Raw genomic sequence first — 23,681 nt, 5'->3', positions numbered from 1 at the left:
ATGGTCCGTTGGTCAAGGGGTTAAGACACCGCCTTTTCACGGCGGTAACACGGGTTCGAATCCCGTACGGACTATATATTTGGAGGATTACCCAAGTCCGGCTGAAGGGAACGGTCTTGAAAACCGTCAGGCGTGTAAAAGCGTGCGTGGGTTCGAATCCCACATCCTCCTTAATATTAACGCGGGATGGAGCAGCTCGGTAGCTCGTCGGGCTCATAACCCGAAGGTCGTAGGTTCAAATCCTGCTCCCGCAATTTGGCTCGGTAGCTCAGTTGGTAGAGCAATGGATTGAAGCTCCATGTGTCGGCGGTTCGATTCCGTCTCGCGCCATCAATTCAATAATCAGGAAGGGTAGCGAAGAGGCTAAACGCGGCGGACTGTAAATCCGCTCCTTCGGGTTCGGGGGTTCGAATCCCTCCCCTTCCATCCTTTACGGGCATAGTTTAAAGGTAGAACTAAGGTCTCCAAAACCTTCAGTGTGGGTTCAATTCCTACTGCCCGTGTTAATAATTATGGCGGGTGTGGTGAAGTGGTTAACACACCAGATTGTGGCTCTGGCATGCGTGGGTTCGATCCCCATCACTCGCCTATTTATTAATATTATTGGGGTATAGCCAAGCGGTAAGGCAAGGGACTTTGACTCCCTCATGCGTTGGTTCGAATCCAGCTACCCCAGTTAAATTTATGCCGGCGTGGCGGAATTGGCAGACGCGCTGGACTCAAAATCCAGTGTCCGCAAGGACGTGCCGGTTCGACCCCGGCCGCCGGTATAGTAATAAAGACAAGGTTTTCGGACCTTGTCTTTTTTTCTTTGTTGTGTGTCGAGTTACCAATTTTTTCCATTTTAAAATAAATCATCAAGTTTATTAGCCAATGTTTTCTGTTTGCTAGGGTACAAATGGGAATAAGTATCAATTGTTGTTGTAATAGATGCGTGTCCTAATCTTTCTTTGACAACAAGATAATCTTCTCCTTGATTTATAAGTAATGATGCATGAGAGTGTCTCAGATCATGAATTCTTATTTTCTTTAAATCTTTATCCCTTTCTAGTATTTGCTTAAACTTCTTATCAATCATATTTTTTGTAATTGTTATTGGTGTACTCTGTATTATTTGAAGTTCTTCAGTATTTTTCGTAAATTCCTCAAGTTTTTCTTTTTGTTTTACTTTCCAATCTATTAGCATTTCTGCTAATTTCTGATTTATTGTTATATTTCTAGTTCCTGAACGTGTTTTTGTTGTATTAATGTAGCTTGTATTATTGACAAAGTATACCGTTTTGGTAACGTAAATCGTATTTGTTAAAAGGTTTATATCATTCCAGTTCAATGCGAGGATTTCTCCCATTCTCATTCCAGTAAAGAAAGCAATTACGAAAAACAGGTCATAGCTTATTTCATCATCTCGAATAAGTTCTCTAAATCTTGTGAATTCTTCTATACTCCAAAATTTGATATTAGGCTTGCTAATTGGTAATTTTCTCAGATTCTCAACAGGATTTTTATCAATGAGGGATTTTCTTATACCAGTATCAAAAATTTTTTTAAGTAGAATTAGAATTTTATTAATTGTATTATAACTTAATGTTTCATTTTCATTTTGTTTTTTAGGTTTTGTTTTTAGGTATTCACGAAATTCGAATATATGGTCATACGTTAATTTATTTAAATTTGTATCTTTAAAATAAGGCTTAATATGACGCTCATAATTGTTTCTTTGTGTACTTGTGTAGCTTACTTTTCTGCCATTTTTCAAATCATCTTCTTCAAGTAAGTCGAATAACATATCCGTTGTCACTATAAAGTCAAATTGTTTCTCTTTTAATTCTACAACTCGAATATGTTGTTCTAGTTCTAGGGCTTCCTTTTTAGATTTTAATCCTTTTCGAATGATACGTATTCTTTTTTGTGTGACGGGGTGGAAACCATTAGAAACATCAACGGTCCATTTACCACTTTTAGTTTTACGAATAGTCATTCATTATGCTTCTTTCTGGAGTTCAATTCCTAGTAGTTCTTCAGCGACACTAGCTGGAATTGTACCTATCCGTTTGTTATCGTAGATGTTAAAACCACGATTAACTAATAGTAATTTGCCGGTATGGATAATCTTTCTTGCAGTTCCTGGAGCAAATCCAAGTTCGATAAGGTCATCTTTTGTTACAGTTTTAATCATGTGATCTCCTTTTCTGATTAGATTAAGTAAGGGGAGGATTAACTCCCCTTGTCTAATACTTATTTTTGTTTTACATCTACTAAATGGATAGCATCCGCCTTGTAATACATCGTTGAACTAATCATAGTGGCTTGTAAATTGTCAAATGTGACTGGTACTTGATCCATTGCTTGGATATAGTCATTATCGACTAAAGCTTCTGGATTATCTACTGAGACTTGGGTTGATTTCTTTTTGAATTGTCCATCCTTGATTGTTACATTGTATTTCCAACCGATGATTTTATCGGTATTAAAACGTCTTTCGCTACCATCTCGGTTTTTGATAATTTCTCCGTTTACATCTGCTCGGACTTCCGTTTCAAATTTTGGAATAACTTCATCCAATTCAAATTTTGTTCCAATGTTATTAAAATTCCAGTCATTTTGTGAAAGCATTTTTGCCATAGTTAATTTCTCCTTTTGATATTTTCTTTGATTGTAGGGATTAAATCCTCTCTTTTAAAGAGAATTGCCCTTTCTATTAATCCACTTGCTAAATCTGGTGGATATTCCATATTGTTGAGTGCGAGATAGTTTGATTTCTCATACTCATGCAGTAAGTTATTGTCGTATAGAAATTTATACGCTCTTAGAATAGCTCCAGAACCTTTATAGGTAAACCATTCTAATTTTTGTTCTAGTTCTGTTTTTGGTTTTGAAATAATGATAGAGACAGGTTTTGAGTGACCTAAAAACTTTTCCCAAGATCTCAAAGGTTTTGAGAAATAGCTATCACTATAGAATCTCACTTTTTCTTTGAGATATCCCTTGGTAAAGTTGAGAAGATCTATTTCTGAATGCAACCATTCTTGAATGAAGTAGTGAGCTTTTTCTTTCCTAAGTTCTAACTCAGTTCTTATCCAATTTTCTATATACCGCTTGCTGATACCGAGCTTCTCAGCTCGTTCTAAACGTTTATCGTAAATTCTAAGTCTTTCATCATCATTGGGTTTTCTCAAATATAAGGTCTGGCCGATTGTTTCATCTCCGTAGGTATTGTAGTAGGTGCTTTTTCCATATATAAAGCGTTTCTTCTGACAAATCTTTAGAAGCTGATTAGGAGTGAAATAGGGTGTTTCATTAAAATCATCTATTGCAATATCAATTCGTCTTACTGAAAATTGATTGTAATTGTAGTAGAGGTTGTTCAGAAACTGTCTTTCGGACAGACTATTTGGATCTAATACCATATCTCTAAAGAACTCGAGTGCCTGTCCTGACATGACAAGCATGTAGGACGACTCTTTCGCTCCATAGTAGATACGGATATTTCCATGATGAAGCTGGCTATCATAGTTATAGTATTTAAGGCTCCCTTTATTCTCTATAAATAGGTCATAATCAAGAAATAGAATGTCTTCGATTATTTCTCTTGGCGAAAATTCAGTCTTATCAAACTGAATTTGAATCCAGTCAAATACAGAACGTAAATGTTCATTTTTTGCCATAGATTTTGATTCAACTTTTTGCCTAATTTTGCCACCCATAAAATCTCTAAAACCCTTGATAATACTGAATTCTTTCGATGATACACCTAACTTGCAGAGGGTGGTGTTACTACACACCCTAACGGTCAAAAATGGTCCGTCCGCATTTACGCTCATTTTCGGCTTTCTGCCTCATGGCTCAGCCGAAAACTCGCTATTAGCCGAACCTATTTTTTGACCTCTTCTGAACAAACCCTAGTAAGCCGGTTTGCATCGACTCTTCAATATCTTGGATTTTCTTTTTTAGACTGGCATTCTCATTTTTTATCAACCGTATTTCTCGCTTGAATTCCTGTTTTAAGGCGCTCAGTTTATCGTAGAGCTCATCTATTACTTGGTTTAGGGATTCGTGCTCATTGTCTGCTAGACTCCCAAATACGGCTTGTATAGCCTCTTTTAGACCTATTTCAAGTTTTAGGTTAGCTAACTTTTGAAATTGTCTAAGGTCTTCGTTTGTAAAGTCATAGGCAACTGTATAATTTAATTGACGAGTTCTTGGATTTCTACTGATAGGAATTTTAATTTTTTTAAATTCCTTGCCACTTATCTCTTTAATCAGTTGAATCCAATTTTTAAGAGTAGAGGTAGAGTTTAGGCCAGAAATTTGATTGACTAACTCTTTATTGGTCATCTTTTTGTGAAACCTCCGAAATTTTCTTGTGCAACTGAAGAGTTTTCTGTGGTATAATTGTTACATAATATGTTTTGATCTTGGAACGAACGGCACATTTGTTTCAAGATTTTTTTATTTTGTCGAATCTTACCTCCTTTATTAAAATTTTTTAAATCGAACTATTAGTTACATACGCTTTTACCTCCTTTTATGATATAATATTCTCAATGGAATATTTAATCTTAAAATAAATATTCCTTATGGAATAATTCTATTTTATACCGTTTAGAATATTTTGTCAAGCTAAAATATACAGAATCGAATATTGAAGAGGAAACAATGTTTAATAATAATTCTTTTGGAGATCGTCTTAAGCAACTGAGAAAGAGTAAGAAGTTAACTCAAGTACAAGTTTCTGAGATGATTGATGTACAACAAGGTACTTATTCTCGTTGGGAAAATGGAACTTTAGAGCCTAATTTAGAAGCCGTTGTCAAATTAGCAAAATTATTTGATACCACGACAGATTACTTATTAGGAAAAACGATTTACAGTACTCTAGATGTTGTCCCACATCCAATCACTAGAATTGATTTGAAGAAGCTAAAAGGGTTTAATAAAACTGAACTAGACGATCTGAAATTTGCGATTGTTATGAATGGAATTAAAAACCATTCGACTCTACCTAAGTATTTGGATGAGCTAGTCTCTGAATATAATTTAGATGAAGAAGAGCAAGAAATATTGCATACCCTTTTTAAAGAGGTTTCTGACTATTTTAATGCAGATTGATGGTTTATTTGATTAAGTTTCAATAGGTAAAGATTAGTATATTCTTGTTGAGTGATTTTATTTTATGAAGGTTGTTTATAGTTGAAAGGGGAAAGAGTTTGACTGATATCCACTGGTAGAGAACTTCTGATGAGGCTTTGAACAAGCCCTTATATGATATCAATCACCGACAACGAAAATATTTGGCTTACAGAACTGCTTGTGAAGCTCTAGTGGATGAGTTTGAGTAAATGTTGTACTTATTCTTGCAATTTATCATTAACAAAAAGAGAGAACCGACTCAAAATCGACTCTCTCTAATCAATCACTCTAGCTAATACAGTCAATAAATTTAAAATTCATTTTTAAAAAACTAATTACTTCTATAATTTATTTTCACATGCAAATTTTAACTCTTGAAGATCTTTTTTTAGTAAGATAGGCAATTCACGTCTCATCATTTTCCTTAATAATAAGATAGACCAGCCACTTAAACTCTCTTGAACTACAACCTCAGAAGATCCATTTGATAATTTTTTTATATACCAATTATGAATTGCATGAGCTCCTATTGTATTACCTGTCCATCCAAAACATGCAGCTGAAGCTGTATGGATTTCGGATTTATATTTTAGACCTCCTGATTTCCATTCAAATTTTGCCCCCTCTTGAATGTGAGATGCTAATAATTTTATTTCTGAAATTCCATTACGCCAGTTATGCCAATTATTGATTTCAGATAATACTGCCATAATTTTATCTCTTTCTGCATGAATAATTATATGTTCTTCAGCAAAAACAAGTGCATTAAAATCACATACTACATTAAAGTCCATCATATCTAGTGCCACCTCTCTATTTAAATTAATTTCAATCAATAGTCATTTTGATGATTGACTTATATTATAGCAATTATTTTAAAAATAGTGAAGAATATAATTAAGATAGCGAGATTCTCTGATGATGATCTTAGGACGATAAGTTATGGAGTGTTACCAAAAAGTTACTAAAATTTGAAAAATGAGTCTATTTTGCAAGATTCAAAAGTCCCAAAACCCTATTAAATCAAGGATATAAGATTTAAAAAGTGTATTCATAGAACTCAAAATCCAGTGTCCGCAAGGACGTGCCGGTTCGACCCCGGCCGCCGGTATAGATTATGAAGGAGTTTTACTCCTTTTTTTGTTTATTTTTTTTCTTTTTTGTGATATAATTAACCGGTAAAGTTTCATTTAATGAATTAGAAGGAGTTAATTTTGTCTGAAGTTGCAAATAAAATCGATCGATTTTTAAATTCTATTTTATTGTTATCAGAAAATCAGCATGAGATTTTAGTTGGTTCTTGTACAAGTGGTGTTTCATTAACCAACACTCAGGAACATATTTTGATGCTGGTTTCTGATGAAGCTCTAACCAATTCTGTCTTAGCAAAGAAATTGAATGTTAGTCAGGCGGCTATCACGAAGGCTGTGAAACCTTTATTAAGCCAGGGGATGTTAGAGACTTATCGCGATGAGAATGATGCTCGTGTTCTCTATTATCGCTTAACTGAGATTGGTAAGCCGATTGCATTAGAGCATCAGCACCACCATCAGCATACCCTTCACACTTATGAGGATGTTTTGTCGAAGTTTACTAAGAATGAGCAAGGGGTTATTTCGCGGTTTTTAGATTTATTGGAAGAGGAGTTATAGTTTGAGGTATATTACGGTTTCAAATTTATCGTTCTATTATGATCGAGAACCGGTTCTGGAAGGGATCAATTACTACTTAGATAGTGGAGAGTTTGTTACGCTGACTGGTGAGAATGGGGCTGCTAAGTCAACCTTGATTAAGGCTAGTCTTGGCATTCTACAGCCAAAGGTCGGGACAGTTGAGATTTCAAAGACAAATGTAAAGGGAAAGAAGTTAAGGATTGCTTATTTGCCGCAACAGATTGCTAGTTTTAATGCTGGGTTCCCCAGTACGGTCTATGAATTTGTGAAGTCAGGTCGGTATCCTCGTAAAGGCTGGTTTCGAAAGTTGAATGAGCACGATGAAAAACATATTCTGAAGAGTTTAGAATCTGTTGGGATGCTGGAGTTCAAGGATCGGGCGATTGGTTCTTTGTCTGGTGGTCAGAAACAGCGGGCCGTCATTGCTCGGATGTTTGCTTCAGATCCGGATATCTTTGTTTTAGATGAACCGACGACAGGGATGGATGCGACGACAAAGAGTGATTTTTATGAGTTGATGCATCACAGTGCGCATCACCATCAAAAATCTGTTTTGATGATCACGCATGATCCTGAAGAGGTTAACCAATTTGCGGATCGGAATATTCATTTGGTTCGTGACCAAAGCTCTCCTTGGAGATGTTTTAACGTCCATGATACAGAAGGGGAGGGTGACCATGCTTGATTTATTCCAGTATGATTTTATGCAGCGGGCCTTGTTGGCTATGGTTGCCATGAGTCTTTTTTCTCCTGTGTTAGGGATTTTCTTGATTTTGAGACGGCAGAGTCTGATGAGTGATACGCTGAGTCACGTCTCTCTTGCGGGTGTCGCTTTTGGACTTTTTCTTGGGATCTCTCCGACGCTCTCGACTATGATCATTGTCATTATTGCTGCGGTCTTTCTTGAGTATTTGCGGACCTTATTTAAGGACTTTATGGAGATCGGGACGGCAATTTTAATGTCCACTGGTCTTGCCCTAGCTTTAGTACTGATGCGTGGTGGTGGGAAAAGCTCGATGAGCTTGGATCAGTATTTGTTTGGTTCTACCCTAACCATTACGGATGAACAGGTGATCGCCTTGTTTGTGATTGCTTTCGTTGTATTAGTGCTGACGGCCTTATTCTTGCGTCCTATGTATATTTTGACCTTTGATGAAGATACAGCCTTTGTGGATGGGCTTCCGGTCCGAACCATGTCTATCTTATTTAATGTGGTGACGGGGGTTGCTATCGCCTTAATGATTCCTGCAGCAGGATCGTTATTGGTTTCAACCATCATGGTCTTACCGGCTAGTATTGCCCTGAAATTAGGGAAGAACTTCCGTGGGGTCATGCTGATTGCGGTCATCATTGGTTTTATCGGGATGTTTAGTGGGTTGATTTTGTCTTATATTGCAGATACACCGGCGAGTGCCAGCATCACGCTTTTATTTGTGGCCTTGTTCTTGCTTGTGAATCTTGGATCACGTTTGAGGAAGTAGATATGAACTTTAAAAAATTTGGTTGGTTATTGTTAGTGGCTTTGACCCTTGTCTTGGCAGCTTGTGGCAAAAGTCAGAGTCAAAATGGGAAATTAAAAGTGATGACCACTTTCTATCCTGTTTATGATTTTACAAAAAATATTGTCGGAGATGAAGGAACGGTAGACCTGCTCATTGGAGCGGGATCAGAGCCTCATGAATATGAATTGTCTGCTAAGGGGCGGGCTATGATTCAAGATTCGGATGTTTTCGTTTATGAGAATGAAAACATGGAAACGTGGGTTCCAAATCTTTTGAAATCCATGAAGGATAAGAAAACCAAAGTGATCGATGCCACCAAGGGCATGGTCTTGCTTCCTGGATTGGAAGAGGAACATGAACACGAAGGGGGCGAAGAACACCATCATGAATATGATCCTCACCTTTGGCTCTCTCCACATCGTGCCATGAAGATGGTAGAGTCGATTCGTGATCAGTTGGTGGCAGCTTATCCAGATAAGAAAAAAACGTTTGAGAAAAATGCCCAAGCCTATCTAAAGAAATTACAGGCCTTGGATCAAGCTTATCAGGATGGCTTGAAAGATGCGAAACAAAAGAATTTCGTGACCCAACACGCGGCTTTCCGTTACTTGGCCTTAGATTATGGATTAAACCAGGTAGCCATTTCAGGGATTTCACCTGATAGCGAGCCTTCTGCTGCACGATTGCGTGAATTGACAGAGTATATCAAGAAAAATGAGATCAAGGTCATTTACTTTGAGGAAAATGCTTCTAAGTCCTTGGCGAAAACCTTGTCTTCTGAAGCTGGTGTTGAGTTGGCTGTCTTAAATCCTTTGGAAAGTTTGACGGATCAAGAAATGAAAGATGGCGAAAACTACGTGTCTGTTATGAAGGAAAATCTGAAGGCGCTCGAGAAAACAACGTCACAAGATGGTAAGGATATTCAACCGGAACATGAGGAAGATTCTAAGACGGTTCAAAAGGGCTATTTCGAGGATAGTCAAGTGAAGGATCGTAGCTTAGCAAATTATGCGGGTGATTGGAAATCGGTTTATCCATACTTGCAAGATGGAACGTTGGATCAGGTCTTTGATTATAAGGCAAAATTAAATCCAACCATGACGGCCGCTGAGTATAAGGAATATTATACCAAGGGTTACCAAACAGATATTGATCGGATTAAGATTGATAAGGATTCAATGGAGTTTTATCAAAAAGGATCTTCTAAGAAATATACTTATAAATACGTAGGTAAGCACATTTTGACTTATAAGAAGGGGAATCGTGGTGTTCGTTATCTCTTTGAAGCCAAGGAGAGCGATGCGGGAGACTTCAAATATGTTCAATTTAGTGACCATGAAATTACTCCGGTAAAGGCAGCTCACTTCCACATTTTCCATGGAGGAAAGAGTCAAGAGGCGCTTTATGATGAGTTGGAAAATTGGCCAACGTATTATCCTTCGAACTTATCTGGTTTAGAAGTGGCACAGGAAATGCTGGCTCATTAAGAGTTGTATCAAAATAGAGACTAGGACTGATTATCCCGGTCTCTTTTTGATTAAAAATGAGGAGTGAAGCTTGTCAAATGCTTGAAAATACGTTACAATGAAAGGGCTTTAAACTAAAAAAATGTATGGGGAATTTTAAATGAAAAAAGTTGGTGCAATTCTTGTGAGTATTCTCAGTGTGGTCCTGTTGGTGGCTTGTTCGCAACAGGGAGCGAGCAAAAAATCAACCCCTTCCTCTAGTCAAACGACGACCTCTTCTGAAGTCAAAAAGACGGATGCTTCTAGTTCGGAAGTGAAGGAGAAAGAAAAAAAAGAAGAGAAAAAAGAAGAGAAAAAAGAAGTGAAGAAAATGGATCTTGAAGCGATTGCCAATGGAGACTACAGCAGTATTGCTGGTGTCTGGCAAGATGATAAGGGAAACAAGCTGGTCTTTAACGACAAAGGGTTGGTCTCACAAGAGTTAGAGGGCTATGGAGCTTCTTTGACGGATTATGGAACAGCATCAGAAGGCATTTATGGTGGTCGTGATGGAGGCTTCTTGTTGGAGTATATTCCTGCAGGAGTGACCATTGGTGATCAGGTCGATGATCAAGGACAAGTCGTCTTTAAGGACACATCAGATGCCTCTAAAAACCGCATGTGGTCTGGTGTTGGTATCGCTAGTTTTGGGGAACAAGGCTCGATCTACTATCATGTAGGAGATGAATAACAGAAAAAAAGAGGCTGGGACAAAAGTCCTAGCCTCTTAATTGTTTTTGGATTGTCGAGCAAGACGCAGTGGTTGAGTGGGCTCTACTACGCTGATTTCATCAGCTTTTACAGCCCTACTCAACTGTGCGGAGGTGGGACGACGAAATCGAATTCTAACGAATTACCGATTTCTGTCCCACTCTCTTTTCTTATGCATGTGGGGGGAGCCAAGAAAGCTCAAACTGGAGCAATTGGGCTTCAAGGAGATCTTGATGGGAAACCTCTTGTTTCTCTTTGCCATCTAATAGGGCTTTTTGGATGAAATAGGCGCCTGCAGTGTGTGAGTTGGCGCAAATTTTGAGCTCTTGCTTGGGAAGATGGAGAAGGACTTCTTTAAAGAGAGGGAGGCCCAGATCATAGATTGGTTTTCCTGGACAGGTTGGATAGAGTCCAAGGGCTGACCAGATGTACCAAGCAGATAGGCTACCATTGTCCTCATCACCTGGATAGGCTTGGAAATCTTGATGAAAAGCTTGGGAACGGATCTGGTGGATCAGGAGATTAGTGTATTCGGGATGAAGACTGTAACGGAAGAGGTAGGGAATGTGAAAGCTGGGTTGATTGGAGATGGCGATCTGCCCAAATGGGACTTGGGCCATTTCACTCATTTCGTGGATTTCATAGCCATATCCTCTTACATCAAATTGAGGTTTTTGATTGGCCAGATCCAGCAGTCGTTGGGTGAAGGCTTTTTTACCGCCCATTAGCTCTATCAGACCGGAGAGGTCGTGTAAGGCTCCAAAAGTAGCCTGGGTGGCAGAGCATTCTGCATAATCTCCTCCCCAGCTGATAGGAGAGAAGGGTTCTTTAAAGTTTCCATTGGTGGATCGTGCTCTCATAAAGCCTGTTTGGGCATCATACAATGTTCGGTAGGAGAGGCTGGAAGCAGCATACCGAGTGGCTGTTTCTGTCTGACCCAATTGCTTGGCAACGGTAGCAATGCAAAAATCACTATAGGCATAATCTAGGCTATGGCTCACACTTTCGTGAAAATCATCGGGGAGGTAGCCAAGGGCCGTGTAGCTTTCATTGCCATGGCGACCAAAATGTTGAGTGGGATCTGTTTTTTGAGCCGTCTGGAGCATAGCTGTGAGCATGTTTTCATGTAGGTCTGGTGCGATCCCTTTAGTGACAGCATCCGCAAAGACGCCATCGATGAGGGTGCCTGGCATCATCCCTCGTTCATCTGGGGCCAACCATTTTGGTAGAAAACCAGTATCCTGGTAAGTGTTTAAAAATCCTTCGAGAAAGTGACGGTAATAATCGGGGTAGACAAGGCTAAAGAGAGGAAAAGAGGTCCGAAAGAGGTCCCAAAATCCGATATTGGTATAAGCTTTTCCTGGTTTGATTTCATTATGAGTGACATCCAGGTGCCAGTCATTTTCCTCGGTATCTGTTTCATAAAAGGTTTGAGGGAAAAGGAGGAGTCGGTAAAGGCAATGATCGAAAAAGGCTTGGTCACGCCCTCCGGCATCTTTTACTTCAATTCGTTTTAGCAGCTGATTCCATTGATCGGCTGCCTCTTTTTTAGCTTCCTCTAGGGAAAGGTGGGGAAGATGGCTGTGAGCCATGTCTTGAGACAGATAAGAAGTTCCTAATTGGACGGTCACTTCCTTGCTAGCAAAGGTGAGAAAAAGATCTTGATCGATGTGAGTGACGTTCTCAATCGGCTGGCTAAATTGCCACTGGAGATAGAAAGAGTAGGAAGTATCTGCGGTATGGGCCTGATCCAGAATGTGGAAGTGGCAGGTTTGGTCTGTCAGAGTCAAGTCCTCTAGTTCCTTTGCTGCATGAAAGCAGAGTGTCAGTTTTTCTGGTGCTCGAAAGCGCATGACAGCCCCGTAGCGGCTTGGAACCAGCTCACTGTGAATCTGATAACGTTCCGAAAAAATACGGAGGTAGTGGGGCTGGAAAATAGCTTCTTTCATCGAATAACTGCTTTGGCGACGGAAGAGGTCGGAACTTGCAATTTCCCCCGTGATGGGCGTGATGAGGCACCAAGTGTAGTCTCCTATCCAAGGACTAGGCTGGTGGGTGAGGCGAAATCCCTGAAAAATAGGGAGATTGGGGTTGAAAAACCAAGCCCCTTGTTCGTGTGTCGTCTGAGGAAGGAAGTAGTTCATCCCAAAAGGGACTCCTGTATAAGGGAGGGTGTTTCCGTGGGAATAGTGAGGATGATTATCGCTTCCCCAACGGGTATCGATGGTCTGGCAATGTGTGCGCATCTTGTCTCCTTTTTCTTCATCAACCTTAAATGATCTGTGTTTTTCTTGGAACACGCGGTGGTATTTCCTTCATTGTATCAAAGTGTTGTCAAATATGATAGCGTTTTTATCAAATGGAAAATTTTGTAGAAAAAGGGCTATAGTTTGCGTATGTATTTCCCATTTGAAATCTTTTATACTGAATAGGAAAGAATCGATACGTGTGAGGAAAATAAATGACCTATTCAAAAGAAATTGTGCGAGAATGGTTGGATCAAGTGGCTGAGCGAGCTAAGGAGTACCCTGAGTGGGTGGATGTCTTTGAACGTTGCTATACAGACACTTTGGATAATACAGTTGAAATTTTAGAAGACGGTTCAACCTTTGTGTTAACAGGGGACATCCCAGCTATGTGGTTGCGTGACTCAACGGCTCAATTGAGACCCTATCTTCATGTGGCTAAACGAGATCCTCGTTTACGTCAAACCATTGCTGGTTTGGTCAAACGCCAGATGACCTTGATCCTCAAGGATCCCTATGCTAACTCTTTTAATATTGAGGAGAACTGGAAAGGCCACCACGAGACCGACCATACCGATTTGAATGGCTGGATTTGGGAGCGCAAGTATGAAGTGGATTCGCTTTGCTATCCCTTGCAACTGGCTTATCTCCTGTGGAAGGAAACAGGTGAGACTAGCCAATTTGATGAAACCTTTGTCACTGCGACCAAGGAAATCCTTCATCTCTGGACAGTGGAACAAGACCACAAGAATTCCCCTTATCGCTTTGTTCGGGATACAGATCGTAAGGAAGACACGCTGGTGAATGACGGCTTTGGGCCAGATTTCGCTGTGACAGGGATGACCTGGTCAGCCTTCCGTCCAAGTGATGACTGCTGTCAGTATAGCTACTTAATCCCGTCCAATATGTTTGCAGTGGTTGTCTTGGGTTATGTGCAAGAAATCTTCGCAGCATTGAATCTAGCCGATAGTGACAGCATCATTGCAGATGCCAAACGCTTGCAAGCGGAGATTCAAGAAGGAATCGAAAACTACGCCTACACGACTAACAGCAAGGGCGAGAAAATCTATGCCTTTGAGGTAGACGGTTTGGGAAATGCTAGCATCATGGATGATCCGAACGTACCAAGTTTGTTGGCTGCTCCCTATCTGGGCTACTGCGAGATTGACGACGAAGTTTACCAAGCCACTCGTCGGACTATTTTGAGCCCTGAAAATCCTTACTTCTATGAAGGGAAGTACGCAAGTGGACTCGGAAGTTCTCATACCTTTTATCGCTATATCTGGCCGATTGCTTTATCCATTCAAGGATTGACAACAAATGATAAAGCTGAGAAAAAACTCTTGCTGGACCAGTTGGTTGCTTGCGATGGAGGCACGGGCGTCATGCACGAAAGTTTCCACGTGGATGATCCAACCAAATATTCGCGTGAATGGTTCTCTTGGGCCAACATGATGTTCTGTGAATTAGTCTTGGATTACTTGGATATTCGCTAATACTCTTTGAAAATCTCTTCAAACCACGTCAGCTTCGCCTTGCCGTATATATGTTACTGACTTCGTCAGTTCTATCTACAACCTCAAAGCAGTGCTTTGAGCAACCTGCGGCTAGCTTCCTAGTTTGCTCTTTGATTTTCATTGAGTATAAGGAGCACGCTTTAGCTTCACTGATTCTTGTTAGAATCACAAGTTTATATTTAAAACATTAAAAATTTAAGTTAGAATGAGGTTTTACTCATGGAAAATGTTGTTGTACATATCATCTCTCACAGCCACTGGGATCGTGAGTGGTATCTACCTTTTGAAAGCCACCGCATGCAATTGGTGGAACTGTTTGACAATCTGTTTGATCTTTTTGAAAATGATCCTGAATTCAAAAGCTTCCACTTGGATGGCCAAACCATTGTCCTTGACGACTATTTAGAAATTCGCCCTGAAAATCGCGACAAGGTGCAGCGTTATATCGACGAAGGCAAGCTCAAGATTGGTCCTTTCTATATCTTGCAGGATGATTACTTGATTTCCAGTGAAGCCAATGTTCGCAATACCTTGATTGGACAAGCAGAATGTGCCAAATGGGGCAAATCTACTCAAATTGGTTACTTCCCAGATACCTTTGGAAATATGGGGCAGGCTCCTCAAATCCTTCAAAAATCAGGGATTCACGTAGCGGCCTTTGGGCGTGGGGTCAAACCAATCGGATTTGACAACCAAGTTCTTGGAGATGAGCAATTTACCTCTCAATTTTCTGAAATGTACTGGCAAGGGGCGGATGGGAGTCGTGTACTCGGTATTCTTTTTGCCAACTGGTACAGTAACGGGAACGAAATTCCAGTGGATAAAGATGAAGCTTTGGCTTTCTGGAAACAAAAATTGGCAGATGTTCGCGACTATGCCTCAACCAACCAATGGTTAATGATGAACGGCTGCGACCACCAACCGGTTCAACGAAACTTGAGTGAAGCTATTCGCGTGGCCAATGAGCTCTTCCCTGACGTGACCTTTATTCATAGCTCCTTTGATGAATATGTGCAAGCAGTGGAAAGTGCACTTCCTGAACAATTATCAACGGTTACGGGAGAATTGACCAGTCAGGAAACAGATGGTTGGTACACTCTTGCTAATACATCTTCTTCACGTATTTACCTCAAACAAGCCTTCCAAGAAAACAGCAACTTGCTCGAGCAAGTGGTGGAACCTTTGACCATCATTACTGGTGGGCACAACCACAAGGATCAATTGACCTATGCTTGGAAGACACTCTTACAAAATGCGCCACACGATAGTATTTGTGGATGTAGCATAGATGATGTTCACCGTGAGATGGAAGTTCGTTTTGCCAAGGTCAACCAAGTTGGAAACTTTGTCAAGACCAACCTTCTCAACGAATGGAAAGGCAAACTAGCAACTCAAAAAGCCCAGAGTGAGCACCTCTTTACGGTCATCAATACTGGCTTGCACAATAAGGTGGACACCGTCAGCACGATTGTCGATGTAGCAGTTTGTCCGTTTAAGGAATTGCATCCGACAGAAGGCTTCAAGAAAATGGCCGCTTTGACCTTGCCGGACTACCACGTAGAAGATTTAGATGGGCATCTTGTAGAAGCAGAGATTGAGGACTTGGGAGCAAGCTTTGGCTATACCCTGCCTAAGGATAAATTCCGCCAACCCTATATTGCGCGTCAAGTGCGCGTGACGGTTCCGGTTCACCTAGCGCCTCTTTCTTGGACGACCTTCCAGCTCTTGGAAGGCAAAGCACCTCATCATGATGGTCTGTTCCAGAATGGGGTGATCGATACGCCATTTGTAACCCTTAGTATCGATGATGGCTTGACCCTTTACGACAAAACGACCAATGAGGCTTATGAGGATTTCCTTCGCTTTGAAGATCGTGGTGATATTGGAAATGAATATATCTACTTCCAACCAAAAGGAACCGAACCGATCTATGCGGAGTTAACAGCTTATGAGGTCTTGGAAAACAATGCTCGCTATGCCAAAATCTTGCTCAAGCATGACTTGACGATCCCGGTTAGCGCGGATGAACAATTGGATGCGGAGCAAAGAGGCATTATCGAGTTTATGAACCGCAAGGCAAGTCGCTCAGAAGAGCTGACAACCATCCCTCTTGAAACGGAGATGACCATCTTTGTGGATGACCCACAAATTCGCTTCAAGACGCGCTTCACCAATACAGCTAAGGATCACCGTATCCGTCTTTTGGTCAAGACTCACAATACACGTCCAAGCAACGATTCTGAAAGTATCTATGAAGTTGTGACACGGCCAAATAAACCGGCTGCTTCTTGGGAAAATCCTGAAAATCCCCAACACCAGCAAGCTTTCGTCAGCTTGTATGATGACGTCAAAGGGGTAACAGTGGCCAATAAAGGATTGCATGAATACGAAATCCTAGGAGACGATACGATAGCTGTAACACTTCTCCGTGCTTCCGGTGAACTTGGTGACTGGGGCTATTTCCCAACACCAGAAGCACAATGTTTGCGGAACTTTGAGGTTGAATATGCAGTAGAATGCCATCAAGCTCAGGGGCGCTTCTCTGCTTATCGCCGAGCGAAAGCTTTGCAGACACCGATGACCAGCCTTCAAGTTGAAAAACAAGAAGGAAGTGTAGCAGCGTCTGGTAGCTTACTCAAGCATACAGCCTTGACGCATCCTCAGGTTTGTCCAACAGCCTTTAAGGTAGCAGAAAATGAAGAAGGTTACATCCTTCGCTATTACAACATGAGCCAAGAAAATGTGCGAGTGTCAGAAGGACAACAAACGGTTGTCGATCTTCTAGAACAACCGTATCCGGTTCATACAGGCTTATTGGCACCGCAAGAAATCCGGACAGAATGGATTAAAAAAGAAGAAGTATAGCTGGTTGCAGCTGAAGAAACAATAAAAGGAAAGGAGGAGCGAAAAAGTAAGAACCAACTGCTGACTCGCTCCTTTTTACAGGTAAAAGCAATGACCATTGCAACGATTGATATCGGAGGGACTGGGATTAAGTTTGCTAGTCTCACTCCGGATGGAAAGATTTTAGATAAGGCCAGCACCCCAACTCCAGAAACTTTAGAAGATTTGTTGGCTTGGTTGGACCAGCGATTGTCAGAACGTGACTACCGTGGGATTGCCATGAGTGTGCCAGGAGCCGTTAATCAAGAAACTGGGGTGATTGAGGGAATCAGTGCCATTCCTTACATTCATGGTTTTTCATGGTATGAGGCCCTTGCTCATCATAAGCTTCCTGTCCACCTAGAAAATGATGCCAACTGTGTTGGACTCAGTGAACTGCTAGCTCATCCTGAGATTGAAAATGCAGCCTGTGTCGTGATTGGGACAGGAATCGGTGGCGCTATGATTATCAATGGAAAACTTCACCGAGGTCGTCATGGTTTGGGTGGAGAGTTTGGTTATATGACAACTATCGAGCCTGCAGAAAGACTCAACAACTGGTCGTTACTAGCTTCTACGGGAAACATGGTTCGTTATGTGATTGAAAAATCAGGTCAGTCTGACTGGGATGGCCGCAAGGTTTACCAAGAGGCTGCAGCAGGAAATGCTCTCTGTCAAGAAGCCATTGAGCGCATGAATCGTAACCTAGCTCAAGGATTGCTCAATATCCAGTACCTGATTGATCCAGATGTGATTAGCCTAGGTGGCTCTATCAGTCAGAATCCAGATTTTATCAAAGGGGTTCAAAAAGCAGTAGACACTTTTGTCGAAACCTATGAAGAATATACAATCGCTCCAGTCATCCAAGCCTGCACCTATCACGCAGATGCCAATCTCTACGGTGCCCTTGTCAACTGGTTACAGGAGGAAAACCAATGGTAAGTTTTACAGGACTTAGTCCCAAACAAGCTCAATCTATCGAAGTATTAAAAAGTTACATTTCTCTACCAGATGTAGAAGTGGCAGTCGCTCAGTCTGACCAAGCCTCTATCTCTATCAAGGGTGAGGGTGGAGAATATCAATTGACTTATCGCAAACCTCATCAGATTTATCGTGCCTTATCGATTCTCGCAACAGCATTAGCAGAAGGTGACAAGGTAGAGATTGAAGAACAAGCGGCTTATGAAGATTTAGCCTACATGGCTGACTGTTCGCGAAATGCAGTTCTAAATGTTGCATCTGCCAAGCAGATGATTGAAGTCTTGGCTCTGATGGGTTATTCAACCTTTGAGCTCTACATGGAAGACACCTATCAGATTGAAGGGCAACCTTACTTTGGCTATTTCCGTGGAGCATACTCAGCTGAAGAATTACAGGAAATCGAAGCTTACGCCCAGCAGTTTGATATGACCTTTGTACCATGTATCCAGACCTTGGCTCACTTATCAGCCTTTGTCAAATGGGGTGTCAAAGAAGTCCAGCAACTTCGTGATGTAGAGGACATTCTCCTCATCGGCGAAGAAAAAGTTTACGACCTAATCGACGGCATGTTTGCTACTCTGTCTAAACTACAAACACGCAAGGTCAATATCGGGATGGACGAAGCTCACTTGGTTGGTTTGGGACGCTATCTCATCTTAAACGGTGTTGTGGACCGTAGCCTCCTCATGTGTCAACATTTGGAGCGCGTGCTGGATATTGCAGACAAGTATGGTTTCCACTGCCAGATGTGGAGCGATATGTTCTTCAAACTCATGTCAGCAGATGGCCAGTACGACCGTGATGTCGAAATTCCAGAAGAAACTCGTGTTTATCTTGATCGTCTCAAAGACCGTGTGACCTTGGTTTACTGGGATTATTATCAGGATAGCGAAGAAAAATACAACCGTAACTTCGGTAATCACCACAAGATTAGCCAGGATATTGCCTTTGCAGGTGGTGCTTGGAAGTGGATTGGTTTCACACCACACAACCATTTCAGTCGTCTCATCGCTGTCGAAGCTAACAAAGCCTGCCATGCCAATCAGATCAAGGAAGTCATTGTGACGGGTTGGGGAGATAATGGTGGCGAAACAGCTCAGTTCTCTATTCTGCCAAGTCTACAAATCTGGGCAGAACTCAGTTATCGCAATGATTTAGAGCGCTTGTCTGCTCACTTCAAGACCACTACAGGTCTATCGGTTGAAGATTTCATGCAACTTGACCTAGCCAATCTCTTGCCAGACCTACCAGACAATCTCAGTGGCATCAACCCCAACCGCTATGTCTTTTACCAGGATGTTCTTTGCCCAATTCTTGATAAGCACATGACTCCTGAACAGGACAAGCCCCACTTTGCTAAGGCTGCTGAGACCCTTTCTGACATTAAAGAAAAAGCTGGAGTCTACGCTTATCTTTTCGAAACTCAGGCTCAGTTGAATGCTATTTTAAGTGGCAAGGTTGATGTGGGGCGACGCATTCGTCAAGCCTATCAAACAGGTGATAAAGAGAGCTTGCAACAAATTGCTCGAGAAGAATTACCAAAATTAAGAAGCCAGATTGAAACCTTCCACAAGCTCTTTAGCCAACAATGGCTGAAAGAAAACAAGGTCTTTGGCTTGGATACAGTGGATATTCGTATGGGAGGCCTCTTGCAACGGATCAAGCGCGCTGAAAGCCGTATGGAGGACTATCTAACTGGTTCCATCTCACGAATCGATGAACTAGAAGTAGACATCTTGCCATTTAATGATTTCTACGGAGATAAGGACTTCGCAGCTACAACAGCTAATCAATGGCATACCATTGCAACAGCCTCAACCATCTATACGACCTAATAGAAAGCCTTGTGTTTCAAGACAATGATGTTGAAGGAGGAGAAGGATGTCCTATGAATGGAGACATTTCTTCTCCTTTTTTATCCATTTTTAAAGCTATGTCATAAATTTGTAGAATTTTTTCTATAATTAGGAGTTTGAAAAGAGAAAATGCCTATCTTATAATAAGTATTGTAAACGCTACCAAAGCAAAAACACGCTCAAGGCTCAAAGGGGGGAGTTAAATGAAAAAGTTTGTAAGGACTCTGAGAGAAAATTTCATTTTTCTTTTAATGGTCTTACCTGGTGCAGCGTGGTTAATCTTATTCTTCTATATTCCGGTTTTTGGGAATATCGTAGCATTTAAGGACTATCATATCACAGGAGAGGGCTTCATCGACAGTGTCATGAAGAGTAAGTGGGTTGGCTTTGACAACTTCAAATTCCTCTTTAGTTCCAAAGATGCCTACATTATTACAAGAAACACGGTCTTGTACAACTTAGGATTTATCTTCTTAGGATTGATTGTTTCCGTTGGGATCGCCATCATCTTTAGTGAGTTGAGATCAAAAAGAGTGGTCAAGGTGCTTCAAACCTCCATGCTCTTCCCATACTTCCTATCATGGGTTATCATCAGCTTCTTCACCGATGCCTTCCTTAATGTGGACAAAGGATTGGTCAACCACATCTTAGCTTCATTTGGTATGAAAGCCATCAATTTCTATTCGGAATTGTGGATCTGGCCAGCGCTTCTCCTCTTCTTAGGAATCTGGAAAGGCTTTGGTTATAGTAGTGTCATGTACTATGCAACCATCATGGGAATTGACCCAACTTACTATGAAGCAGCGACCGTGGATGGTGCGTCTAAGTGGCAACGCATTCGCAACATCACCATTCCTCAGTTGTCTTCCTTGATTACGGTCTTGACCATTCTTGCAGTCGGAAATATCTTCCGCGCAGACTTCGGTCTCTTCTACCAAATCCCGCATAATGCTGGAGCGCTCTATAGTGTGACCAACGTTATTGATGTTTATGTCTACAACGGTTTGACCAAGTCAGGGGATATCGGGATGACAGCAGCAGCCGGTCTTTACCAATCGGTAGTCGGTTTGGTTCTTGTTTTAATCTCAAATATCATTGCCCGTCGCATTGATAAGAATGCCGCTCTCTTCTAGAAAGGAGGATCGTATGAAAAAATCAACCATTCAAAAAGAAAAAATTGATAATGTCGGGATCCATTCTTTCAGTAAGAAGAGCAACTTCTTCTTTACCTTGTTGTTGACCTTAGTCGGATTGACCTGTGTACTTCCCTTCATCTTCGTTGTCATGATCTCTTTGACAGACGAACAAAGTTTGGCAGTCCATGGATTCCAATTCTGGCCGGCAAAATTTGGATTTGATGGTTACCTTTTCTTGGTACAGTTCAAAGACAAAATCTTGCAAGCCCTCTTCATTACCTTGTTTGTGACCATTGTGGGGACAGCATGTAATGTCTTTATCACAACAACCTATGCTTATGCGATCTCACGGAGTACCTTTAAATACCGCAAGTTCTTTACCGTATTTTCACTCCTTAGTATGCTCTTTAGTGCAGGGTTGGTACCGGGCTATATTGTCACCACTCAACTCTTGCAATTGGGTGATACCATCGGGGCTTTGATTATCCCAATGTTGCTTAGCCCATTCAACATCATCTTGATGCGGACCTTCTTTAAACGGACCATTCCAGAAGCCATTCTTGAATCCGCTCGGATCGATGGGGCAAGTGAAACACGGATTTTCTTCCAAATTTGCTTGCCACTCTCTCTACCAGGGATTGCGACTATTAGTCTCTTCACCGCTTTAGGATTCTGGAACGACTGGTTCAACGCCCTTCTCTATATTAAGAGTGACAACCTTTACCCATTGCAATACCTCTTGATGCAAATCCAAAACAATATGGATTACATCGCTAAAAATGTCGGGGTATCCGGCCAATTGGCAGGAGCTGTACAATCCATCCCACGGGAAACAGGACGTATGGCCATGGTGGTTGTGGCAACAGTGCCAATCGCCATTCTCTATCCATTCTTCCAACGCTACTTTGTAAAAGGCTTGACCATCGGTGGTGTGAAAGAATAACATTGTTCATTGAAAATCAACAGGATTTTCAACTCATAACTTAGTCTAAAAAGAAAATAACATAAAGGAGATTTTTCTTATGAAAAATTGGAAAAAATACGCGTTAGCATCTGCTAGTGTCATTGCTCTTGGAGCTACTCTTGCTGCTTGTGGAAGCCTTACAGGTAACAACAAGAAATCAGCAACAACTGAAGATGGTAAACCAATCATCAAGATGTACCAAATCGGTGACAAACCAGACAACTTGGATACCTTGTTAGAAAATGCCAACAAGATCATTGAAAAGAAAGTTGGCGCAAAATTGGATATCCAATATCTTGGTTGGGGTGACTACGCACAAAAAATGAACGTTATCATCTCATCTGGTGAAAACTATGATATTGCTTTTGCCAACAACTACGTTATCAATGCTCAAAAAGGTGCCTATGCTGACTTGACAGAATTGTACAAGAAAGAAGGGAAAGAACTTTACAAAGCACTTGACCCAGCATACATCAAAGGGAACACTGTAAATGGCAAGATCTATGCTGTTCCAGTAGCAGCCAACGTTGCATCTTCTCAAAACTTTGCCTTCAACGGACCACTTGTTGAAAAATATGGTATCGACATCTCAAACGTCAAAGACTATGCTTCTCTTGAACCAGTCTTGAAAGCCATTAAAGAAAAAGATCCAAACGTTGTTCCATTTGCAATGAACAAGAGCTACGGTGGACCTTCAGATGACTTCGACTATGTAGCTGTTGATGGACTTCCATTCGTTGTTGACTTGAAAGGTGACACTACGAAGATCGTGGACCGTTACACAATCCCTCGTTATGTAGAAAACTTGAAGACTCTTCACAAATACTACGAAGCAGGATACATTCCAAAAGACGTAGCAACAAGCGATACTGGTTATGACCTTTCTCAAGATACTTGGTTAGTTCGTGAAGAAACAGTAGGACCAGCTGACTACGGTAACAGCTTGCTTTCTCGTGTAGCAAACCGTAAGATCGACATCAAACCATTTACTGAACTTTACAAGAAGAACAATACCACTCAAGTAGCTAACTTTGTTATCTCAAACAACTCTAAGAACAAAGAAAAAGCAATGGAAGTGTTGAACCTTTTGAACACTAATCCAGAACTCTTGAACGGCCTTGTTTATGGACCAGAAGGCAAGAACTGGGAAAAAGTTGACGGCAAAGAAAACCGTGTCAAAGTCTTGGATGGCTACAACGGAAACACTCACATGTCTGGATGGAACACTGGTAACAACTGGATTCTTTACATCAACGAAAACGTAACAGATGAACAAATTGCACAATCTAAGAAAGACTTGGAAACTGCAAAAGAATCTCCAGCACTTGGTTTCATCTTTAACACAGATAAAGTGAAATCAGAAATCACAGCTCTTACAAATACTTTGAACCAATTCGCGGGTGCTATCAATACTGGTACTGTGGATCCTGAAGTAGAAGTTCCTAAGATGCTTGAAAAATTGAAATCAGAAGGTGCTTACCAAAAAGTGCTTGATGAAATGCAAAAACAATACGACGAATACCTTGCTTCTAAAAAATAAGAAATAGGTCGTGTGAAAAGGCTTTGGAGGGATCTCC

20 protein-coding genes, 9 tRNA genes and 1 pseudogene are annotated in these 23,681 nt (G+C 41.1%); 23 read left to right on the top strand and 7 right to left on the bottom strand.

Features of this window, described 5'->3' with window-relative positions:
- The first annotated feature begins 2 nt into the window (after nucleotides 1-2).
- From H7T92_RS03605 to H7T92_RS03565, 9 genes are all read left to right on the top strand, one after another.
- Nucleotides 3-74, top strand: a tRNA-Glu gene (locus H7T92_RS03605).
- Between the two features lie 7 nt (nucleotides 75-81).
- Nucleotides 82-171, top strand: a tRNA-Ser gene (locus tag H7T92_RS03600).
- A 9-nt stretch (nucleotides 172-180) separates the two neighbouring features.
- A tRNA-Met gene (locus H7T92_RS03595) sits at nucleotides 181-254 on the top strand.
- A 3-nt stretch (nucleotides 255-257) separates the two neighbouring features.
- Nucleotides 258-330: transfer RNA gene (locus H7T92_RS03590), tRNA-Phe, on the top strand.
- A 15-nt stretch (nucleotides 331-345) separates the two neighbouring features.
- Nucleotides 346-426 (top strand) — tRNA-Tyr (locus H7T92_RS03585).
- Nucleotides 427-432: 6 nt separating this feature from the next.
- Nucleotides 433-503, top strand: a tRNA-Trp gene (locus H7T92_RS03580).
- 12 nt (nucleotides 504-515) lie between these two features.
- Nucleotides 516-588, top strand: a tRNA-His gene (locus tag H7T92_RS03575).
- Nucleotides 589-604: 16 nt separating this feature from the next.
- A tRNA-Gln gene (locus tag H7T92_RS03570) sits at nucleotides 605-676 on the top strand.
- A gap of 10 nt (nucleotides 677-686) precedes the next feature.
- Nucleotides 687-770: transfer RNA gene (locus H7T92_RS03565), tRNA-Leu, on the top strand.
- 74 nt (nucleotides 771-844) lie between these two features.
- On the opposite strand, the gene H7T92_RS03560 is transcribed toward H7T92_RS03565, so the two are convergent.
- From H7T92_RS03560 to H7T92_RS03540, 5 genes are read right to left on the bottom strand one after another with little or no spacing between them, the layout of a single operon-like run.
- Nucleotides 845-1,978 carry a tyrosine-type recombinase/integrase gene (locus H7T92_RS03560; RefSeq protein ID WP_049486504.1) on the bottom strand — a complete coding sequence of 378 codons (1,134 nt, stop codon included), beginning with the start codon at nucleotides 1,976-1,978 and terminating at the stop codon, nucleotides 845-847.
- A 3-nt stretch (nucleotides 1,979-1,981) separates the two neighbouring features.
- Nucleotides 1,982-2,176: a DUF3173 domain-containing protein gene (locus H7T92_RS03555; protein WP_000598356.1), complete on the bottom strand. Its 195-nt coding sequence runs from the start codon at nucleotides 2,174-2,176 to the stop codon at nucleotides 1,982-1,984.
- Between the two features lie 59 nt (nucleotides 2,177-2,235).
- The gene (locus H7T92_RS03550; RefSeq protein ID WP_049486503.1) at nucleotides 2,236-2,622 is read right to left on the bottom strand and encodes a hypothetical protein; all 387 of its coding nucleotides are present in this window, start codon (nucleotides 2,620-2,622) and stop codon (nucleotides 2,236-2,238) included.
- A gap of 2 nt (nucleotides 2,623-2,624) precedes the next feature.
- A complete protein-coding gene (locus H7T92_RS03545; protein ID WP_049486502.1) occupies nucleotides 2,625-3,821 on the bottom strand; it encodes a replication initiation factor domain-containing protein in 1,197 nt (398 codons plus the stop codon).
- Nucleotides 3,822-3,861: 40 nt separating this feature from the next.
- Nucleotides 3,862-4,335 carry a hypothetical protein gene (locus H7T92_RS03540; protein WP_201037090.1) on the bottom strand — a complete coding sequence of 158 codons (474 nt, stop codon included), beginning with the start codon at nucleotides 4,333-4,335 and terminating at the stop codon, nucleotides 3,862-3,864.
- A gap of 321 nt (nucleotides 4,336-4,656) precedes the next feature.
- Here H7T92_RS03540 and H7T92_RS03535 point away from each other — a divergent pair, with 321 nt between their 5' ends.
- Nucleotides 4,657-5,109, top strand: a complete 453-nt coding sequence (locus H7T92_RS03535; protein WP_048717498.1) for a helix-turn-helix domain-containing protein — start codon at nucleotides 4,657-4,659, stop codon at nucleotides 5,107-5,109.
- Nucleotides 5,110-5,234: 125 nt separating this feature from the next.
- Nucleotides 5,235-5,339, top strand: a pseudogene (locus H7T92_RS10510) (IS30 family transposase); the annotation flags it as partial.
- Nucleotides 5,340-5,471: 132 nt separating this feature from the next.
- Here H7T92_RS10510 and H7T92_RS03530 read toward each other — a convergent pair.
- Complete coding sequence (locus tag H7T92_RS03530) at nucleotides 5,472-5,927, bottom strand: SRPBCC family protein (protein WP_000968642.1); 456 nt, start codon at nucleotides 5,925-5,927, stop codon at nucleotides 5,472-5,474.
- A 417-nt stretch (nucleotides 5,928-6,344) separates the two neighbouring features.
- Between H7T92_RS03530 and H7T92_RS03525 the strand changes: the two genes are divergently transcribed.
- The 5 genes from H7T92_RS03525 (at nucleotide 6,345) to H7T92_RS03505 (ending at nucleotide 10,501) form a co-directional block, all read left to right on the top strand.
- On the top strand, nucleotides 6,345-6,782 hold the full coding sequence (locus H7T92_RS03525) for a zinc-dependent MarR family transcriptional regulator (RefSeq protein WP_070587869.1): 438 nt from the start codon (nucleotides 6,345-6,347) through the stop codon (nucleotides 6,780-6,782).
- Nucleotide 6,783: 1 nt separating this feature from the next.
- Nucleotides 6,784-7,488, top strand: a complete 705-nt coding sequence (locus H7T92_RS03520) for a metal ABC transporter ATP-binding protein (RefSeq protein WP_003013743.1) — start codon at nucleotides 6,784-6,786, stop codon at nucleotides 7,486-7,488.
- Nucleotides 7,481-8,284 (top strand): metal ABC transporter permease, encoded by an 804-nt coding sequence (locus H7T92_RS03515; protein ID WP_003009676.1) that lies wholly within the window; start codon nucleotides 7,481-7,483, stop codon nucleotides 8,282-8,284. Before H7T92_RS03520 ends, H7T92_RS03515 begins: the two co-directional genes overlap by 8 nt.
- Nucleotides 8,285-8,286: 2 nt before the next feature.
- A complete protein-coding gene (locus H7T92_RS03510) occupies nucleotides 8,287-9,792 on the top strand; it encodes a zinc ABC transporter substrate-binding protein AdcA (RefSeq protein ID WP_201037088.1) in 1,506 nt (501 codons plus the stop codon).
- A 139-nt stretch (nucleotides 9,793-9,931) separates the two neighbouring features.
- On the top strand, nucleotides 9,932-10,501 hold the full coding sequence (locus tag H7T92_RS03505; RefSeq protein WP_201037086.1) for a DUF6287 domain-containing protein: 570 nt from the start codon (nucleotides 9,932-9,934) through the stop codon (nucleotides 10,499-10,501).
- Nucleotides 10,502-10,691: 190 nt separating this feature from the next.
- Here the strand turns inward: H7T92_RS03505 and H7T92_RS03500 are convergent, their stop codons facing one another.
- On the bottom strand, nucleotides 10,692-12,767 hold the full coding sequence (locus H7T92_RS03500; RefSeq protein ID WP_201037084.1) for a GH92 family glycosyl hydrolase: 2,076 nt from the start codon (nucleotides 12,765-12,767) through the stop codon (nucleotides 10,692-10,694).
- Nucleotides 12,768-12,982: 215 nt separating this feature from the next.
- On the opposite strand from H7T92_RS03500, the gene H7T92_RS03495 reads away from it, so the two are divergent.
- From H7T92_RS03495 to H7T92_RS03465, 7 genes are all read left to right on the top strand, one after another.
- Complete coding sequence (locus tag H7T92_RS03495; RefSeq protein WP_201037082.1) at nucleotides 12,983-14,263, top strand: glycoside hydrolase family 125 protein; 1,281 nt, start codon at nucleotides 12,983-12,985, stop codon at nucleotides 14,261-14,263.
- A gap of 240 nt (nucleotides 14,264-14,503) precedes the next feature.
- Nucleotides 14,504-17,149 carry an alpha-mannosidase gene (locus H7T92_RS03490; protein ID WP_201037081.1) on the top strand — a complete coding sequence of 882 codons (2,646 nt, stop codon included), beginning with the start codon at nucleotides 14,504-14,506 and terminating at the stop codon, nucleotides 17,147-17,149.
- Between the two features lie 90 nt (nucleotides 17,150-17,239).
- Nucleotides 17,240-18,109: an ROK family protein gene (locus H7T92_RS03485; protein ID WP_201037079.1), complete on the top strand. Its 870-nt coding sequence runs from the start codon at nucleotides 17,240-17,242 to the stop codon at nucleotides 18,107-18,109.
- A complete protein-coding gene (locus tag H7T92_RS03480) occupies nucleotides 18,103-19,983 on the top strand; it encodes a beta-N-acetylhexosaminidase (protein WP_201037077.1) in 1,881 nt (626 codons plus the stop codon). Before H7T92_RS03485 ends, H7T92_RS03480 begins: the two co-directional genes overlap by 7 nt.
- Nucleotides 19,984-20,207: 224 nt before the next feature.
- Nucleotides 20,208-21,137, top strand: coding sequence for an ABC transporter permease (locus H7T92_RS03475; protein ID WP_070674606.1), 930 nt, complete (start codon nucleotides 20,208-20,210; stop codon nucleotides 21,135-21,137).
- A 13-nt stretch (nucleotides 21,138-21,150) separates the two neighbouring features.
- Nucleotides 21,151-22,083: a carbohydrate ABC transporter permease gene (locus tag H7T92_RS03470; protein ID WP_070587891.1), complete on the top strand. Its 933-nt coding sequence runs from the start codon at nucleotides 21,151-21,153 to the stop codon at nucleotides 22,081-22,083.
- 79 nt (nucleotides 22,084-22,162) lie between these two features.
- Nucleotides 22,163-23,644 (top strand): ABC transporter substrate-binding protein, encoded by a 1,482-nt coding sequence (locus tag H7T92_RS03465; protein ID WP_201037076.1) that lies wholly within the window; start codon nucleotides 22,163-22,165, stop codon nucleotides 23,642-23,644.
- The last annotated feature ends 37 nt before the right edge of the window (nucleotides 23,645-23,681 follow it).

This window comes from Streptococcus parasanguinis, from assembly GCF_016648855.1.
Taxonomy (GTDB): Bacteria; Bacillota; Bacilli; order Lactobacillales; family Streptococcaceae; genus Streptococcus; species Streptococcus parasanguinis_L.
Note: the sequence above shows the minus strand (reverse complement) of the source record. Positions and strands in the feature narration are given on the sequence as shown.